13 protein-coding genes and 1 pseudogene are annotated in these 15,445 nt (G+C 74.5%); 3 read left to right on the forward strand and 11 right to left on the reverse strand.

All coding sequences use genetic code 11. The features are described 5' to 3' along the window. Positions 1–69: 69 nt before the first annotated feature. The 10 genes and pseudogenes from ACF09K_RS17965 to ACF09K_RS18010 form a co-directional block, all read right to left on the reverse strand. The gene (locus ACF09K_RS17965; protein ID WP_392244612.1) at positions 70–528 is read right to left on the reverse strand and encodes a hypothetical protein; all 459 of its coding nucleotides are present in this window, start codon (positions 526–528) and stop codon (positions 70–72) included. A 90-nt stretch (positions 529–618) separates the two neighbouring features. Continuing rightward, positions 619–1,467, reverse strand: coding sequence for a lysozyme (locus ACF09K_RS17970; RefSeq protein WP_392244614.1), 849 nt, complete (start codon positions 1,465–1,467; stop codon positions 619–621). Between the two features lie 123 nt (positions 1,468–1,590). Next, the gene (locus tag ACF09K_RS17975; RefSeq protein ID WP_392244615.1) at positions 1,591–1,785 is read right to left on the reverse strand and encodes a hypothetical protein; all 195 of its coding nucleotides are present in this window, start codon (positions 1,783–1,785) and stop codon (positions 1,591–1,593) included. A gap of 172 nt (positions 1,786–1,957) precedes the next feature. Beyond that, positions 1,958–2,611 carry a beta-glucanase gene (locus ACF09K_RS17980; RefSeq protein WP_392244617.1) on the reverse strand — a complete coding sequence of 218 codons (654 nt, stop codon included), beginning with the start codon at positions 2,609–2,611 and terminating at the stop codon, positions 1,958–1,960. A gap of 423 nt (positions 2,612–3,034) precedes the next feature. After that, positions 3,035–5,833, reverse strand: a complete 2,799-nt coding sequence (locus ACF09K_RS17985; protein WP_392244619.1) for a hypothetical protein — start codon at positions 5,831–5,833, stop codon at positions 3,035–3,037. Then, the gene (locus ACF09K_RS17990; protein WP_392244621.1) at positions 5,830–6,942 is read right to left on the reverse strand and encodes an AAA family ATPase; all 1,113 of its coding nucleotides are present in this window, start codon (positions 6,940–6,942) and stop codon (positions 5,830–5,832) included. Before ACF09K_RS17990 ends, ACF09K_RS17985 begins: the two co-directional genes overlap by 4 nt. A gap of 130 nt (positions 6,943–7,072) precedes the next feature. Next, positions 7,073–8,560, reverse strand: a complete 1,488-nt coding sequence (locus ACF09K_RS17995; protein WP_392244623.1) for a VWA domain-containing protein — start codon at positions 8,558–8,560, stop codon at positions 7,073–7,075. Beyond that, complete coding sequence (locus ACF09K_RS18000) at positions 8,557–9,933, reverse strand: hypothetical protein (protein WP_392245084.1); 1,377 nt, start codon at positions 9,931–9,933, stop codon at positions 8,557–8,559. Before ACF09K_RS18000 ends, ACF09K_RS17995 begins: the two co-directional genes overlap by 4 nt. Before the next feature lie 81 nt (positions 9,934–10,014). Then, positions 10,015–10,509: pseudogene (locus tag ACF09K_RS18005) on the reverse strand (hypothetical protein); the annotation flags it as partial. A gap of 449 nt (positions 10,510–10,958) precedes the next feature. Continuing rightward, positions 10,959–11,783, reverse strand: a complete 825-nt coding sequence (locus tag ACF09K_RS18010) for an anti-sigma factor antagonist (protein ID WP_392244625.1) — start codon at positions 11,781–11,783, stop codon at positions 10,959–10,961. Between the two features lie 125 nt (positions 11,784–11,908). Between ACF09K_RS18010 and ACF09K_RS18015 the strand changes: the two genes are divergently transcribed. Continuing rightward, on the forward strand, positions 11,909–12,250 hold the full coding sequence (locus ACF09K_RS18015) for a helix-turn-helix transcriptional regulator (RefSeq protein WP_392244627.1): 342 nt from the start codon (positions 11,909–11,911) through the stop codon (positions 12,248–12,250). 466 nt (positions 12,251–12,716) lie between these two features. After that, entirely contained in the window at positions 12,717–14,285 is a 1,569-nt protein-coding gene (locus ACF09K_RS18020; RefSeq protein ID WP_392244628.1) for an NlpC/P60 family protein, read from the forward strand. Between the two features lie 38 nt (positions 14,286–14,323). On the opposite strand, the gene ACF09K_RS18025 is transcribed toward ACF09K_RS18020, so the two are convergent. After that, positions 14,324–14,497: a hypothetical protein gene (locus ACF09K_RS18025; protein ID WP_392244630.1), complete on the reverse strand. Its 174-nt coding sequence runs from the start codon at positions 14,495–14,497 to the stop codon at positions 14,324–14,326. Between the two features lie 218 nt (positions 14,498–14,715). On the opposite strand from ACF09K_RS18025, the gene ACF09K_RS18030 reads away from it, so the two are divergent. Continuing rightward, a complete protein-coding gene (locus ACF09K_RS18030; RefSeq protein WP_392244632.1) occupies positions 14,716–15,351 on the forward strand; it encodes a class I SAM-dependent methyltransferase in 636 nt (211 codons plus the stop codon). Positions 15,352–15,445: the final 94 nt, after the last annotated feature.

Consider the following 15,445-nt stretch of genomic DNA (forward strand, 5'->3'; position numbering starts at 1 on the left):
CCTTCAGCCTGCCGGTGACGGGACCATGGTGTCGGTGCCGTCACCGGAGTGCCATGTGAGCCGGGCCACTCACCCTCGCGTCTCCCCCGTTTCCGGGCGGGCGGTGTGGTCGGGATGGCCGGCGGTACGGCGGGCTTCCTTCATCTCCGCCTCGTGGAGGTGGTCCCTGCCCTCGGCCAGTTCGTCGACGGCGGCGCGCTCGAGCCGCTTGAACGCCTCGTAGTACGTGCGGTCGTAGGCCTCGACGATCTGGAAGGTCCAGTGGCCGGGGATGACGTTGCGGCCGAGGATCTCGGTGGAGACCTGCTCGGCCCATTCGTCGTGCCCGGCCCTGCGCAGGAGGGAGACCGCCTCGTCCAGCTGGAGGTCGGCGGTGCCGGTCAGCTGGTGGAATCCGTAGAGGTGGCCCCTGGCCCGCTCCGTCGTCTCCAGTGCTTTGGACAGTGCGCCCAGGGCCCGCACGGTGTCGTCGCTCATCCCTTCGGGGCGGCGGTGGTCGCGGTCGGGTCCGTCTCGGTGTGTGTGCATGGTCCTGCCTGTCCCCCGGACCGGACCGGTCATGCCCGGTGCGGTCCGGGTCGTCGGACGCCCGGCGTCGGTGCGGCGGGCCCGTCGCCGTCAGCCGGTGGCCAGTTTCCGCAGTCCGTCCGGGGTGCCGTTGAACCGGTCGTGGTCGCCGACGGTGGGTCCGGTGGAGGTGTACTGCCAGAAGGTGTGGTGGGCCCAGCCGGCCGGGAGGGTGCCCGGCGTGGCGGCGTACCGGGCGATCCACAGGGGGTTGGTGGCGGCGAAGCCGGCGTGGTTGCCGGTGCACTGGGTCCACCAGCTGGTGGCGGTGTAGATGACGGCGTCGCGGCCGGTGCGGGCCTTGTAGCGGGCGAGGAAGCTCGCGATCCAGGAGACCATCGAGGCGTGGGTCTTGCCGAAGCAGGCGTCGCCGTAGGGGTTCCACTCGATGTCGAGGACGCCGGGCAGGGTCGTGCCGTCGGGGCTCCAGCCGCCGCCGTGGTCGACGAAGTAGTCGGCCTGCGCGGCGCCGCCGGAGGTGTCGGGCGTCGCGAAGTGGTAGGCGCCGCGGAGCATGCCGACGGCGCGGGAACCGTTGTACTGCTGGGCGTGGTAGGGGTTGGTGTAGGAGGTTCCCTCGGTGGCCTTGACGTAGGCGAAGGTGACACCGGAGGCCCACAGCGTCGTCCAGGCGACGTCGCGCTGGTGGCTGGAGACGTCGACGCCCTCGGGCCGGGTCGCCGCGCGGGTGTCGGGGGAGCCGGTCCGGCCGTCGTGGAGGGCGACGCCCATGCCCATGCGGGCGGTCCCGCGGGCGGGGACGGGGGCGCCGGGCGGCTCCCCGCCGGGGGCCGGCGGGGATATGGACTGGTGCGTGGAGAGGAGTACGGACAGGGCGACCGGCAGACCGGTCGCGTACAGACGCAGGCGGCCGAACGCCGCTCTCAGGGGCCTTCGCATGCCTCCCATCTGATGCGGTGTCGCGGGCGCCCGCACCTTTTCGTCCCTCCGTCGGCCGTACCCCCGGGCGACGGGCCCCGGGGGGAGGCGCGGCGCGGGAGCTCCCGCGGGGGGCCGGCCGGATCAGTTCCGGTCGGCGTCCAGCAGCGTCTGCAGATGGAGCATGCAGGGGGTGCAGTGGCGGTCGGTGGTGTTCGTGGCCGTCGCGCCGGTGGCGGAGACATCGGTGCCGCACAGGCTCGTCCCGTGGTGCGGGACCACCACGTGCCACACATGCTCACCGCCACCCGACGCAAGGCCCACCTTCATCTCGTACACGGCTCGTCCCTTCTGTCGGGCGTACCTCCAGAAGACCGCGCGCCGCGTCCGGCGTCCCCCTGGGGCGGGCCGTTCGGGGGACGCCGTAGCCCGGCCGCACCACCCGGGTGGCCGGGCGGCGCGGGCCGTGGCACAGTGCCCGCACGCGGGCCGGGGCCGTGGGACGTCGGGCTCAGGTGTGGCGGTGGACGGTGAGGGAGGCCACCTCGAAGGACATCTCCGTCACCTCCGGGTCGGGCGGCGGGTGGTAACGGCCCGCGCACACCGAGAGGTTGACGATGAGGTAGGCGTGCCAGCGCGATCCGACGCCGCGCCGGTCGGCGAAGACCGTCGTGCCGTTCAGGGACCACACGACGTTGCGGGCGCCGAACTCGACGGCGAGGTCGATCCAGGCGCCGGGGGCGACCGCGTCGTCGCGGTGGTAGCGGTGGGCGGCCCGGACGTGGTTGGAGAGTTCCAGCAGGTCCGGGTTGTCGGGGTGGTACTCGAAGACGTCGATCTCCTGGTCGCCGTCGCGCCAGGTCCAGATGGCGGGCCAGGCCCCGGTCTCGGCGGGCAGCCGCACCCGGGCCTCGAGCCGGTCGCCGGTGCGGGCCATGAAGCCCTCGTCGCTGCCTTCCGTGGTGAGCAGTCCCGTGTCCCAGAGGCCGTCGTCGCGTCGGGTGGCCCGGAAGGTGCCGGTCCGCGAGTAGGCGGGATCGGCCACGAGGTAATCGAGTTTGTTGTCGTCGGGGTTGACGGGCCCCCCGTCGGGATAGGCCCACGAGTGGCCCGCGACCCACTGGTGGTCCGAGGCGAAATCGGCTCTGAAACAGACGTCGGTCACCGGCGTGCTCCTCGCCCTCGCGCGTTCTGTCACGGAGGATCTGCCCGGTGCGCCCGTACGCACACGGCGGGTGCCCGTGAACGACCCGGGCGGGGGACGCCGGCCCGCACGGATGCCCAAATCCCGTACTGGCATGCGGAGTCGGGCCGACGTCCCGCGACGGCACCGGTGACGGCGGGTGTCGGACCGCTCCCGCCACTCCCCTCGCTCCCGCCACTCCCCTCGCTCTCCTCGTTCCCCTCGCTCTCCTCGTTCCCCTCGTTCCCGCGGCGGGCGTTCACCGCCGGGCGGTGCCCGGGGGCGTCCGTCCGGCAGAGGACGGGCCGGCGCACCGCCGTCCGGACACGGTGCGCCGGCCCGCCGCGCGCCAGTCCGGCGCGCGTCAGTCCGGCGCGCGTCAGCCGGCCGTCGGCCCGCCGTTTGTCAGCCGGCCGCCAGCAGTGCCTCCAGCGCCGTCGCGGTCACCGGGTGGGCGGTGAGGAGCGCGGCCCCCGGCGGGGTGTCCGCGGCGGGGCCCTCCCAGGTGCCCTCGCAGCCGAGCAGCTCCGCCAGCGCGTCGCACGTCGCCGGATGCGCGGGGAGGAGGGCGGCGCCGCGGGCCGCGCCGGCCGGCCGGTCCGCCGGGACGGCCGCGGGCTCCTGCGGGGCGCGCCACGGCGGTGTCCAGGAGTCCAGTTCCGCCAGCCGGGCCGGGAAGACGCGGCCCGCCTCGCGGATCAGCAGCGGGGCCAGTTCCGCGCCGCCCGCCCGCAGGCTGGTGATCAGCGTCGGCAGCCAGGGCAGCAGCACCGGGTCCGGGAGCCGCGCGAAGGCGTTCGACACCGCCTCGACGACGAAGTCCGCCAGGTGCGGCACCGGTTCCAGGGCGTGCACGAACCCGCTGAGGTAGCGCGGGTAGGCGGGCACCACCAGGGGGTTGCCGAGCAGTTCGTCGCAGCGGGCCCGCAGGTCCGTGCGGGAGAGCGTGCCGAGGTGGGTCTGCGCCGCCCACAGCAGTGCCGTGCGGGACGGCTCCTCCGGACGGGACCGGGCGAGGGCCAGCTCCAGCTGCGTGCGGTCGCAGCCCAGGGAGAGGGCGAGGCCCTCCATGCCGAAGAGGAACCCCAGCATGGCCGCGACCTGCCGGACGGTGGCGTCCTCGTCGGTGAACGCCGTCGGCAGCAGCGTGCAGTAGTGCGCGTAGCCGGTCGTGACGAAGGACTCGATCCACGGCGGCAGGGCCGGCTCGGCGGTGCGGTAGTACGCCAGCAGGCGGCGCACGCGGCGCAGCACCTCGGGGGCGCCGTCCACGGTGCGCTCCGCCGCGAGGACCTCCAGGGCGCGGGTGCCCAGCTCGTCGGCGAGGCGGCGGCTGCGCAGGTGGAGGACGGCGTCCTCCACGGTCTCCAGGACCTGCGCCGCCGTCGCCTGCGGGGCGTACGCGGCGCGCCGCAGGCGCTGTTCCAGGACCTGCTCGATGCTGACGCCCTCGTAGCCCAGCTCGATGAGGGCGCGCTGGTGGGTGCCCAGGGCCAGGTCCCAGGACTCCTGGATGGCGCGCTCCCCCAGGCGCCGGTCGCCCATGATCGGCCGGGCGGCGCCCTGGGGCAGCAGCCGGCGCAGCATCCACAGCACGTCGGAGCAGCGCTCCAGTTCGGGCCGGCCGGCGATGTCCAGCAGGGCGCGCTGCACGCCGCGCTGCTGGAGTTTGAGGTTCAGCGGGGCGAGCCGGTCGTGGACGTCCCGGGCGAGGGGCGGCAGCGCGTCGTAGCCGACCTGGCCGATCCGGTCGCCGCCCATCATGATCTCGACGAGCCGGCCGACGTCGCGCCGCCCCGGTACGGCTTCCTTCTCGATGCAGGTGACGGCCGCGTCCTGGAAGTCGTACGGCGTCGGGCGGACCCGGTCGCGCATCCCGGCCAGCAGGATCGACGTCTCGAACACGGCGATGGCGTCGGCGGTGGAGGCGAGGTAGCCGTTGCGCCGCGCGGCCCGCACGATCTCCACCGACCAGCCGAGCAGTTCGGCCTCGTCGAGGGGGTCGAGGGCGGGCGGCCGCCGGAGGAACCCGGTGAGCCGGTCGGCCGGCGGGGCCGGGGAGGCGGGGAGCGCGGGCACGGCCGCCTTCCTCGGCCGGGTGCTCCTCTTCGTGCCGGCCTGTCCTTCCAGGCGGTACGGCCGCACGCCGGTCCGCTTGAGGTTCTTGGCCCATTCGGAGGCGGCGATGGACACCGATCCGGCGGCGAGGCCGAACTGCGCCTCGATCGCGGCGTGGCTGGAGGGGATGAGTCCGTGCCGCCACGTGGTGGGGGTGGGCGGGGTGATGGTGAAGCCGTCGCTGCCGTCGACGCCGAACTCCTCGACACGGCTGGCGGCGTGGAACGCGCCGCAGACGTAGAGGCAGTCGGCGGGGTCGGTGCCGGTGGCCGCGAGGTGCTCGCGCATCCGCGTCCACATGTACCGTTCGCGGTCCTCGTCGACCCGGACGCGGCGCCGGTCGCCGGGTGCCAGGCGCCGGAAGAGGCTGCCGATGAGCAGCATGACCTGCCGGTAGGTGTCGTGGTCGCTGTCGCCGAGCGGCAGTTCGACGTACTGGTGCCACCACTCCGACCAGTGCCGTACCCGGCCGTGGCGCAGCAGGTGCTGCTCCAGCTCGGCGAAGCGGGGCCGCAGGTCGCCGATCTCGACGCCGACCGCGTCGCCGTGCAGGACGCTCTCCTCGTCGGCGGGCGGCGCGTCGGGGTCGGGGTCCGCGGCGGGCGGGGTCTCCCACTGGAAGACGTGGTCCGAGGAGCGGTCGACGAGGACCAGCTCGACGCCGGGGGTGTCGAGGGCGTAGGCGATCGCCTGGTACTCGGCGGAGGCCTCGGTGACCGGGGCCACCACCGACAGCGGCGACCAGTCGGCGGGGAAGCCATCCACCTCGGTCGCGAACGCCTGGACCGCCACCGGGAGGCGGCAGTTGCGCAGCTCGGTGAGGAGGGGCGCCATGTCCTCGCACAGTTCCAGGTAGACCACCTTCGGCTGCTTCTCGCGCAGTCGGCGGGCCATGGCGAGCGCCGAGGCCGGGGAGTGGTGGCAGACCGGGAAGATCTCCAGCGGCTCGCGCACGGCGCGCTCGACGTCGTCGACGATGCCGCGGAGGATCCCCTCCAGGGCGCCGGGGCCGTCGGCGAACGCGGTCGCCGCGTCCTGGAGCTGGGTGCGCAGGGCACCGAACGTGCCCTCGGGCGGGGCGCTCACGACAGGGTCGCGATCGCGTCGCGGCCGCCCTCCAGGAACTCCGGCCAGGAGCCCCCCTCCTCCTTGCTGCGCGGCTCGACGACGCCGTGCAGGTACTTGTTGAGGATGGCGAGGTCCTCGGGGTCGCGGCGGGCGAGGGAGCCGACCAGGGAGGCGGCGAGGGTGCGCGCGGTCAGGGCGCGCTCGCCGAAGAAGTCGCCGTGCAGGACGGCGTCCTCCAGGACGCCGATCTGCTCGGCGGTGGACAGCGCGGACTCCAGCTTCTCGTCGTCGCCGGCCGCCGCGGCGGCGGAGGCGCGCAGGTCGGCGAAGCTCTGCAGCAGCACGTCCAGCAGGGTGGGCGGGACGTCGAGTTCGATCCGGTGGCGGCGCAGCAGTTCCTCGGTGCGGAAGCGGACGATCTCCGCCTCGCTCTTCTTGTTCGTCACGACGGGGATGCGGACGAAGTTGAAGCGGCGCTTGAGGGCCGAGGACAGGTCGTTGACGCCCCGGTCGCGGCTGTTGGCGGTGGCGATGACGGAGAAGCCCGGCTTGGCGAACACGATGCCGTCGCTGTCGAGTTCGGGGACCGAGATGTACTTCTCGGAGAGGATCGAGATCAGGGCGTCCTGGACGTCGCTGGTGGAGCGGGTGAGTTCCTCGAACCTGCCGATCGTGCCGGTCTCCATCGCGGTCATGATCGGCGAGGGGATCATCGACTCGCGGGACTGGCCCTTGGCGATGACCATGGACACGTTCCACGAGTACTTGATGTGGTCCTCGGTGGTGCCGGCGGTGCCCTGGACGACCTGGGTGGAGTTGCGGCAGACGGCGGCGGCCAGCAGCTCGGCCAGCCAGCTCTTGCCGGTGCCGGGGTCGCCGATGAGCAGCAGGCCGCGGTCGGAGGCGAGGGTGACGATGGCCCGCTCGACGATGCTGCGGTCGCCGAACCACTTCTGGGAGACGTCCCGGTCGAGGCCGTCCGCCCGCTCGGAGCCGAGGACGAACAGCCGGATCATCTTGGGCGACAGCCGCCAGGAGAACGGCTTGGGGTTGTCGTCCACCGACTCCAGCCAGTCCAGTTCCTCGGCGTACTTGATCTCGGCGGGGGCGCGCAACAGGTCGGACATCGACAGGCCTTTCTACGGAAGGGCGAGCAAGAGGAGAAGAAGGAGAAGAAGAAAGGGGAAGGCGGGAAGGCGGGAAGGCGGGAGAGGGAGAAGGGGAGAGAGGAAGGGAGAGGTCGGCGCGGCGGGCGTCTCAGGTGAGGAACGTCTTCAGCTCGTGCACGAGCTTGCGGATGTGACCGGAGAGCACCGGCGTGCCGAGGTCCTTGAAGCGTTCCCGGAACCAGGGGTTGACGCTGCCGCGGCCGGAGCTGGTCACCGAGCCGACGGGGATGAACTTGACCCCCGAGCGGTGCAGGGCGGCCATGCTGTCGTAGAGGGGCTCGCCGCGCCACTCGTAGAAGTCGGAGATCCACACCACGACGGTGTTGCGCGGCTCGGCGATCTTCGGCTGGGCCAGGGCCATGGCGACGGTGCCGTCGGTGCCGCCGCCCAGCTGGGTGCGCAGCAGCGTCTCGAAGGGGTCGTGCACCCAGGGGGTCAGGTCGAGTGCCTGGGTGTCGTACGCGATGAGGTGGACGTCGACCTTCGGCAGCCCGGCGAAGATCGAGGCCAGGATGGTGCAGTTGACCATGGAGTCGACCATCGAGCCGGACTGGTCCACCACGACGACGAGCCGCTGCGGTGTGGTCCTGCGGGCGGTGTGCCGGTAGTAGAGGCGGTCGACGTAGAGCCGCTCCTCCTCGGGGCTGTAGTTGGTGAGGTTCTTCCAGACGGTGCGGTCGAGGTCGAGGTTGCGGAACACCCGCTTCGGCGGGACGGACCGGTCGAGGGCGCCGACCGTGGTCTTCTCCACCTGGGTGCGCAGCACTTCGGCGACCTCGTCGACGAACCGGCGGATCAGCGCCTTGGCGTTGGCGAGGGCGACCCCGGAGAGGTTGTTCTTGTCCCGCAGCAGTTGTTCGATCAGCGACATGCTCGGGGTGAGCCGGGCGGCGAGCGCGGGATCGGCGAGCACCTCGCGCAGGTGCATCCGCTTGACCAGGTCGCCTTCGAGGGCGCCGAGTTCGGGTCCGATCTGCGGGATCAGCCGGCTGAGGTCGGGGGTCCGGCCGTTGCCGCCCGAGCCGGTCGGGCCGGCGCCGCGGCCGCCGCCGGCCCGTCCGCCGCGCAGGTCGCCGGGCGAGCAGCCGAGCGCCCGCTCCAGCCAGCCGGCGTCGGACTGCCAGCGTGCGAGCTGCCCCGCGCTGACGGCTCCGGTGCCGGTGGCGAAGACGTTGAGCAGCACCTTGGAGACGAGGGCCGCGCGCCGCACCTCGGCCGGGCGGTCACGGGTGTCGTCGGCACCGGGGCCGGCGGCCGGGTCGGCATCGGGTTCGGGGTCGGGGTCGGGTTCGGGGACCATCAGGCCGTCGAACTCGGCGGCCAGCTCCGGGTGGCGCTGCACGACGGAGTCGACGGAGGCTCCCGGGTCCAGCAGCGCGGGCGGCAGGCCGATGTCCTCGACGACGGCGAGGCTCGCGGACTCCAGTGCGGCCTGCTCCTCCGGGTCGAAGAGGCGGGCCAGGAGACGCCAGTAGAGGACCTGCCGGCGGTTGTCGTGGCCGGCGTGGTCGGCGTGGGGGGTGGTCGCGGTCTCGGCCGTGTGCCGGACGCCGCTCTCGGTCTCGGTCCCGGTCATTTGCGCAGCAGCCTTCCCGCCCGCTCCCGCAGGACGGTCACGGCGTCCGTGGCGGCCTTCTCGGCCCTGGCGCCGGTCTTGTCGGTGGTGCCGCCCGCCCAGGCGCCCGCCTGGAGGGCGGTGGTCCTCCTGCGCACCGTGGTCTCCACGGCGAGCGGCTGGAGGTGGAACGCGCCGTCGTCCCAGCGCAGCAGGCCGATGCAGGCGCTGGAGGCGGCCACCGCCGCGGGGGTGAGGGGGCCGGCGGCGGGGATGCGGTCGGTGTCCACGGCGAGGGTGTGTCCGGCGAAAGCGAAGGAGATCGTGGAGTCGCCGTCCTGCCGGGCTTCGTAGCCCTCCAGGAACACCGGTTCGGCCAGGCGCGCGGGGTGGCGGTCCAGCGGTGCGGTGGGCGGTGCCGTGGCGGCCGGGAGGGCGACGCGGGCGGCGGCGAAGGCGTCGGCGGGTTCACCCGGGTGGGCCCGGTCGTCGTCCCAGATCAGGTCGCCGTCCTCGGTGAGGGGCATGTCGGTGAGCTGCATGGACCGGCCTTCGCCGAGGGCGGTGAGCAGCGCCAGGTGGGGCCGCAGGAGCTGCCAGACGCCCGCCGCGACGACGGTGTCCGGCTTGGGCACGGAGACGCTCGCGCGCACCAGGCGGGCCGCCCCGCCGTCCGCCGGTTCGAACACCGCGTGGACCTGCGCCTGGGCGGCCGTCGCGTGTTCGTGCAGGTCGACGCCGAGGGGGAGCAGACGGCCGGTGGCGGGGGCGGTCGGCGCGGGCTCGGCGGCGCCGGGCCGGGTCAGCAGCAGGGCGCGCGCCCACAGGTCGCCCCAGCGGCGGGCGGGGAAGCGGTCCAGGGCGACGCCGGGGCAGGAGGCGGCGAGTTCGGCGGCGAAGCCGTCGAGCAGGGTGGCCAGTCGGCGCAGGGCGGGATCGGGCAGCATCGCCGAGACGATCTGCGCGGACGATCCGACGAGTTCGTGGTCGATGCCCTGCCAGCCGGCGCGGGCGAGGTCGGCGAGCCAGGTCCGGGCGGCCAGCAGCAGGTTGACGGTCTGCCGCGGCGCCGGAACGGGTGCCGCGGCCTCGCCGCGGGTGCGGCCGGTGCTCTCGTCGGCGCGGGCCGTCAGGGCGTCGTGGACGGCCCCCAGGAGGGCGGTGCGGGCGGCGGCGAGGGCGACGAGGTGGTCCTCGCCCGCGGCTCCCGCCGCCGCCTTCTCGACGGCTTCCGCGACCCGGGCGGCCAGCGGTGATCCGGCCACGGCGCGGGCGAGTTCCGTCAGGTCGGCGACGCGGGCGGGCTGCGGGCGGAGCAGGCCCGCGACGAGGGCCCGGTCGAGGGCGTCGACCGCCGCCAGCGCCTCGTCGAGTCCGTCGACGGGGGCGGTCAGCGGGTCCGCGAGCCCCGCTTCCGCTTCCGTGCCGGGCGCGGAAGCGAGGGCGGGCGCGGGCGTTCCGGGGGCGTCAGCCGTCCGGGTCGGCGGGAACCACTGCATCTCGGGCGACGGGACCGTGGTGGGCGCGAGTTCGAGGTAGGCGAGGTGCCGCAGGAAGCGGCTGAAGACGGAGGCCGCCGAGGCCTTGCCGTCGGCCGGGGCGGGCCGGGCGGCGGTCATGGCGTCGGTGATGCCGGGGACCGTGGCCTCCCCGCCGGCCGGCTCGACGCGCAGGTAGCGGGCGACGCGCTCGGCGCCGTACTGCAGGCCGGCCTCGGTGATCAGGGCGCGGATGTGGTTGCAGTACGAGCCGCGCGCGCCGCCGCAGGGGCGGTTGTTGTTGGTGCTGCACGCGAACGCGTACGTCCCGGCGGCCACCGACGAGACGTACACGCGCTCGATGTCCGAGCCGCTGGAGACGACGCCCTGGAGGCGTCCGTCGGCCAGTTCGACGAAGGGGACCTTGGCGAGTTTGCGGGGCCGCGCGGGCGGCACCACACGGGCCGTGCTCGACTTCTCCCAGTCCGACAACGCACCATCTCCTTTGCAGCACGAAGCCCGGGCACGCCGGGTCGGCGCGGCACAGGGGGGCTGTCGCACCGGAGTCGGCGCGACAAGGACGAAGCTACCGGTGACCACTGACAACGGCCCTCGATCACCCGTGCGGAGCGGTTCCGGCACCCACCGCCCGCCGCCGGACCGGCGGATGCCCGGCCGACGCGGCGTCAGACGCCCGCGACCGAAGCGGAGTCGGATCCGGGGCCGGCGCGAAGTCGGGTCCGCTTCGGTCGCGGCAGGGGACGCGGGCGGACCGGCCACGGTCACCGCGCACGGGTCGGCGCGGAGTCGGATCCGGGGCCGGCGCGAAGTCGGATCCGCTTCGGTCGCGGCAGGGGACGCGGGCGGACCGGCCACGGTCACCGCGCACGGGTCGGCGCGGGCGCGGGCGTGATCACCCCGCGCGGGTCACCCCGCGCGGGTCATCCGTCGACGCGGTCGGCCCTCTCGTCCCTCTCCCCCGCCGGGCACTCGGAGCGGATCCGGGCGACGGCAGCCGCCACCTGCTCCCGGACGGCCTCCGGCGGCGGGTCCCCCTCCACGGCGCCGACGAGGTCGCGGGCGAGGTGGTGCAGCTTGGTGTTGGTGTGCTGGGAGGCGTCGACCAGCACCCGCCAGGCGTCCTGCGCGCTCAGGGCGAACGAGGCCATGAGGATGCCGCGGGCGAGGTCGATCACCGGACGGGTCCGCATGGCCCGCCGCAGCTGGACGACCTCGACGCGCAGGTTGCGTTCGCCGTCGGGGTCCTGCGGCGGTCCGGGGGCGAGCACGTCGTCCGCGGAGCGGGGACCGACGCCGGTGCCGGTGCCGGTCTCGGCGTCGGTACCGCTGTCGATGTCGGTCTCGGCTTCGGCGTCGGCGTCGGCGAACAGCCGTGCCGTGCCGGTCAGTTCGAGGAGCCGCTCCACCTCGGGGGCGGCCGAGCGCACGACGACCCTCTTGCCCTGCCGCAGGCCCCGCTCGCGCAGTTCCAGCAGGACGTTCAGGGCGGCGCAGTCGCAGAACACGACGGCACCGAGGTCCAGGTCCACGGCGGCGGCCGCGGCGGCCAGTGCCGCCCGCAGGGCGTGCTCGAGCTGCTCGGTGGCGTCCAGGTCCAGCTCACCGCGGATCTCCACGGCCACCCGGTCACCGCGCGCGTGCAGGGACACCCAGGGCACCGGCCGGGTGTGCGGCGCACCGCTCCCCCCGGCCCCCGGGCCGTCATCTCCCGCGTCGCGGCCCGCGCCGTACGCAAGCTCTGCCATGACCGCCTCCCCGGTCACCGTCCTCACCTTCCCAGCCTCACTCCGCTACCCGCGATGCGTCAATCGATACAGGAAGTTCAGTTCCGGTTTTCGTGTACATGAATCCCCGGTCGTACGATTGCGGCATGGGAGGACTGCCCGAACCGCACACCGGCTGGACGTTCCTGACGAACCACGCCCGCGTGCTGGCGGTCATCGCGGACGACCGGACGACCCGGATCCGCGACATCGCCGCGCGCTGCCGACTGACCGAACGCGCCGTCCAGAAGATCATCACCGACCTGGAGCGGGACGGTTACCTGTCCCACACCCGGGAGGGGCGCGGCAACACCTACCGGATCGAACCGGGCAAGGTGCTGCGCCATCCGGCCGAGGCGGGGCTGACGGTGGCGGCCCTGCTCTCCCTGCTCGCCCGGGACGAGGCGGCCCCCGCCCGCGCCCCCGGACCGGACCCCGGCGGCGCGTGACCGGACGGGGCCGCCACGGCCACGGCCACGGCCACAGCCGCAGCCACGCCTACCAGTCACCGGCCTCCGGCCTCCGGTCACCCTCGGACAGCCGGACCGGAGAATCCGAGCCGGACGGCCTAGCGGAGTGGCCAACTCGGCCGGAGTGAAACGCCGTTGTGGTGAAGAGAGACCAAGGTCACGAATACGTATCGGACATTTAACCCTTGAATCTTCACACCAGCCACACAAGTTGGCTAGGTTGACGCAAGGCCGCACGACCGACTCCGGCGAACCCCGCCGGCCGCGCGGCCTCCGCCGAGTCCGGGGCACCACGTGCCGCGGCCGGAGCCGGGACCCCTCGTCCCCGGAGCGGGACGCCCGACCGCCCTGCGGGACGGCGTGCGCGGGAGCACCTTGCCGCAAGGAGCGTTCCCGGACCCACCGCCCGACCCGGCCGGCGGAGCACGGAAGGAGTACGTCTTCCATGGCGACGGATCGCACCGCGCTCCCGACGGGCACAGGTTCCGCACGTGTCGAGGACGCCGGCGTGCCGAGCCGCGCGGAGGTCCAGCAGCGGGTCAGCGCCCTGTACGACCGGGCCGAGACCGACACCGGGACCTTCAACGCCACCCGCGCCAGGTCGGGCGGAGGCGGCCGCCGGACCGTCACCTCCGTCGCCAACAGCGGGCGGCCCGCGTCCGATCCCTCGCTGGAGGCCGTGACCCGCCAGTGGTTCGACATGGCGCGCAGCCGGATCGGACCGACCACCGCCGCCACCCTGCCCACCGACCGCCTGCCGGACCGGCGGGCGGGCCTCCCCCGCCCGCGGAGCGCACCGGAACCGCAGTCCGGCGGCGGCGCGCGGGAGTCGGAGGCGGGTGGCCGGCTCGAACTGGAGGCGGGCGGGCGGACCCCGGCCGCGCTGCCGGCGGCCCCCGCCGCCCCGTCGCCCAGGGCACTGCCGCCCGTTCCGGCGGATTCCGCGCCCGCGCCCGCCCCCGCCCCGGCCGCCCCGCGGGCGACCCTGCGCAGCGGCAAGGAGGCCGTCCGGCAGAAGCTCGCCGTCGCCCGTGAGGTGCTCGCCCGCGAGGTGCGGGCCCGCGCCGTCCCGCAGTCGGTGCCGCCGCTCCCCGCGACCGCGTCGCGGCCGGTCGAGCAGACCTGGGACACCGGGCAGTGGCAGACCTACCGGCCGGGGACGGACACCTGGGCGGGACAGTCGGCCGGCACCGCGGCCGACGCCCTCACGACGACCGGCCGGAACGCCGTCGTCCACACCAGCGCCGAGACCGGCCCGCCCGTGCCCGCCGCGCAGCCCGGCCCGCCCGCGTCCGGCTTCCCCACCCCCGCCTCGGGTTTCGCCGTACCCCAGCCGCCGCTGGCGGCGCCCGCCCAGGCCTTCCCGGAACCCGAGACGGGCCTCCTGGCGGCCAGTTACGGCGACCTCCTGGCTCCCGCGCCCGAACACACCGCCCCGGGCGTCCCGGCCGTCCCGATCACCCCGGCCGTCCCGGCCCAGCCGCTCCAGGCCACGCTTCCGGCACCGGAACCGGCCTTCACCGGCGCCGGGTTCCCCCTCCCCGCTCCCGGCATCGGCCTCCCGCTGCCCGAGTTCACCCTCCCGACCGCGCCGGTGGCCGCGCCCGCCCCGCCCCTGCTCGACGCCACCGCCCACACGACCGGGACCGGCTACCTCGGCAAGGCGGACAAGGCCCTCGCCTTCGCCCGTGCCCAGATCGGCAGACCGTGCGTGACGGGCGCCACGGGGCCGGAGTCGTACGACTGCTCCAGTCTCACCCAGGCCGCCTGGCGGGCCGCGGGGGTGACGCTGCCGCGCACGGCCCTCGACCAGGCGCGGGCCTTCACCCGGGTCGCCCTGGACGACCTGTGCCCCGGCGACCTGGTCTTCTTCCACGACGATCTGAGCCACACCGGTCTGTGCACGGGCGGCGGCATGATGATCCACGCCCCGGGGCCCGGTGCGGCCATCCGCGAGGACTCGGTGCACGCCCTCGGCGCGGGCGCCCTGCGCGGAGCGGTGCGACCCGCCTGAGCCCGCCCGTCCCGGTCACCCGGTGTGACGAGAATCGCTCACCGCGCGCCCGAGCCCGCCCGCATCTGCTGCCGGCGCGCGTTGTTGTAGACGCGCAGCAGGTGCTTCGAGACCGCGCACGGCACGGCGTCGTAGTGACACTGCCGACAGGTGCGGGCGTGCTCCTCGTAGGTGGCAAGGGCTTGCTGCAGGGCGTCCTGGGGCGAGGTCATCGGGGGTCCTCCGAAGGGAACGACGGTCGCGGGGCCCCACCTACCGGCCAGTAGCCCCCTCTCAGAAAGAAGAGTGGATCATGTTACTGACGGTAGCGGAAACTCGGATTCCGCCTGCTTGCGGAAACCGGCCACGGCCCGGTCCGGACCGCCCCTACACTGGGGCGCCGTCAGGGCCGCGCGGGTGCGGGGCCCGCCCACCACGACGGGAGGCCGACGTGACCGGCGAGGACGGCAGGCGGCGCGCGGCGGCGGTGTTCGACGCGCTCGGGTCCGGGTACGAGAAGGCCTTCGCCCGCTCCGAGGGGCACCATCGATCGCTGCGGTGGCTGCTCGGGCGCCTCGCGCCGGGCAGCCGGGTGCTGGACGTGGGCAGCGGGACCGGCCGGCCGACGGCCGAGACCCTGGTGGAGGCCGGGCACGACGTGCTGGGCGTCGACGTCTCCCCCGTCATGGTCGGCCTCGCCGCCCGGCAGGTCCCCCGGGCGACGTTCCGGTGCGTCGACGTACGGGAACTGCCCCTGGAAGATGGCTCGTTCCACGCGGTCTGCGTCTACTTCTCCCTGCTCCAGATGGACCGCGCCGAGCAGAGCGCCCTGGTCGCCCGGCTGGCACGGGCCCTGGTTCCGGGCGGCAGCCTCGTCCTCGCCACGGTGCCGCTGGACGTGGAGGGCGTGGAGGCGGTGTTCATGGGGCAGCCGGTGCGGGTCACCAGCTTCGCCCGCGACGACCTCGTCGAGATGGTGCGGGGCGCGGGGCTGACGGTGCTGGCCGAGGAGAACCTGCTGTTCACCCCCGACCACCCCGAGGCCGTGCCCGAGCCGCACGTCTTCCTGCACTGCGCACGGGCGTAGCCGCACCGCCCCGGCTCCCGCCCGCCGCCGCCCGGCCGTCCGGCCGTCCCGTCGGCCTCGGCCGCCCGGCCGGGCCCGCCCCCGTCCCCGCGCC

It is taken from the genome of Streptomyces sp. NPDC014882 (genome assembly GCF_043081325.1).
In the GTDB taxonomy this organism is placed as follows: Bacteria; Actinomycetota; Actinomycetes; order Streptomycetales; family Streptomycetaceae; genus Streptomyces.

Coding starts and splice junctions, on each gene's coding strand:
- ACF09K_RS17965 (WP_392244612.1), bottom strand. CDS start 528: ATGCACACACACCGAGACGGACCCGACCGCGACCACCGCCGCCCCGAA.
- ACF09K_RS17995 (WP_392244623.1), bottom strand. CDS start 8,560: ATGACCGGGACCGAGACCGAGAGCGGCGTCCGGCACACGGCCGAGACC.
- ACF09K_RS17970 (WP_392244614.1), bottom strand. CDS start 1,467: ATGCGAAGGCCCCTGAGAGCGGCGTTCGGCCGCCTGCGTCTGTACGCG.
- ACF09K_RS17990 (WP_392244621.1), bottom strand. CDS start 6,942: ATGTCCGACCTGTTGCGCGCCCCCGCCGAGATCAAGTACGCCGAGGAA.
- ACF09K_RS18025 (WP_392244630.1), bottom strand. CDS start 14,497: ATGACCTCGCCCCAGGACGCCCTGCAGCAAGCCCTTGCCACCTACGAG.
- ACF09K_RS18015 (WP_392244627.1), top strand. CDS start 11,909: ATGGGAGGACTGCCCGAACCGCACACCGGCTGGACGTTCCTGACGAAC.
- ACF09K_RS18020 (WP_392244628.1), top strand. CDS start 12,717: ATGGCGACGGATCGCACCGCGCTCCCGACGGGCACAGGTTCCGCACGT.
- ACF09K_RS18010 (WP_392244625.1), bottom strand. CDS start 11,783: ATGGCAGAGCTTGCGTACGGCGCGGGCCGCGACGCGGGAGATGACGGC.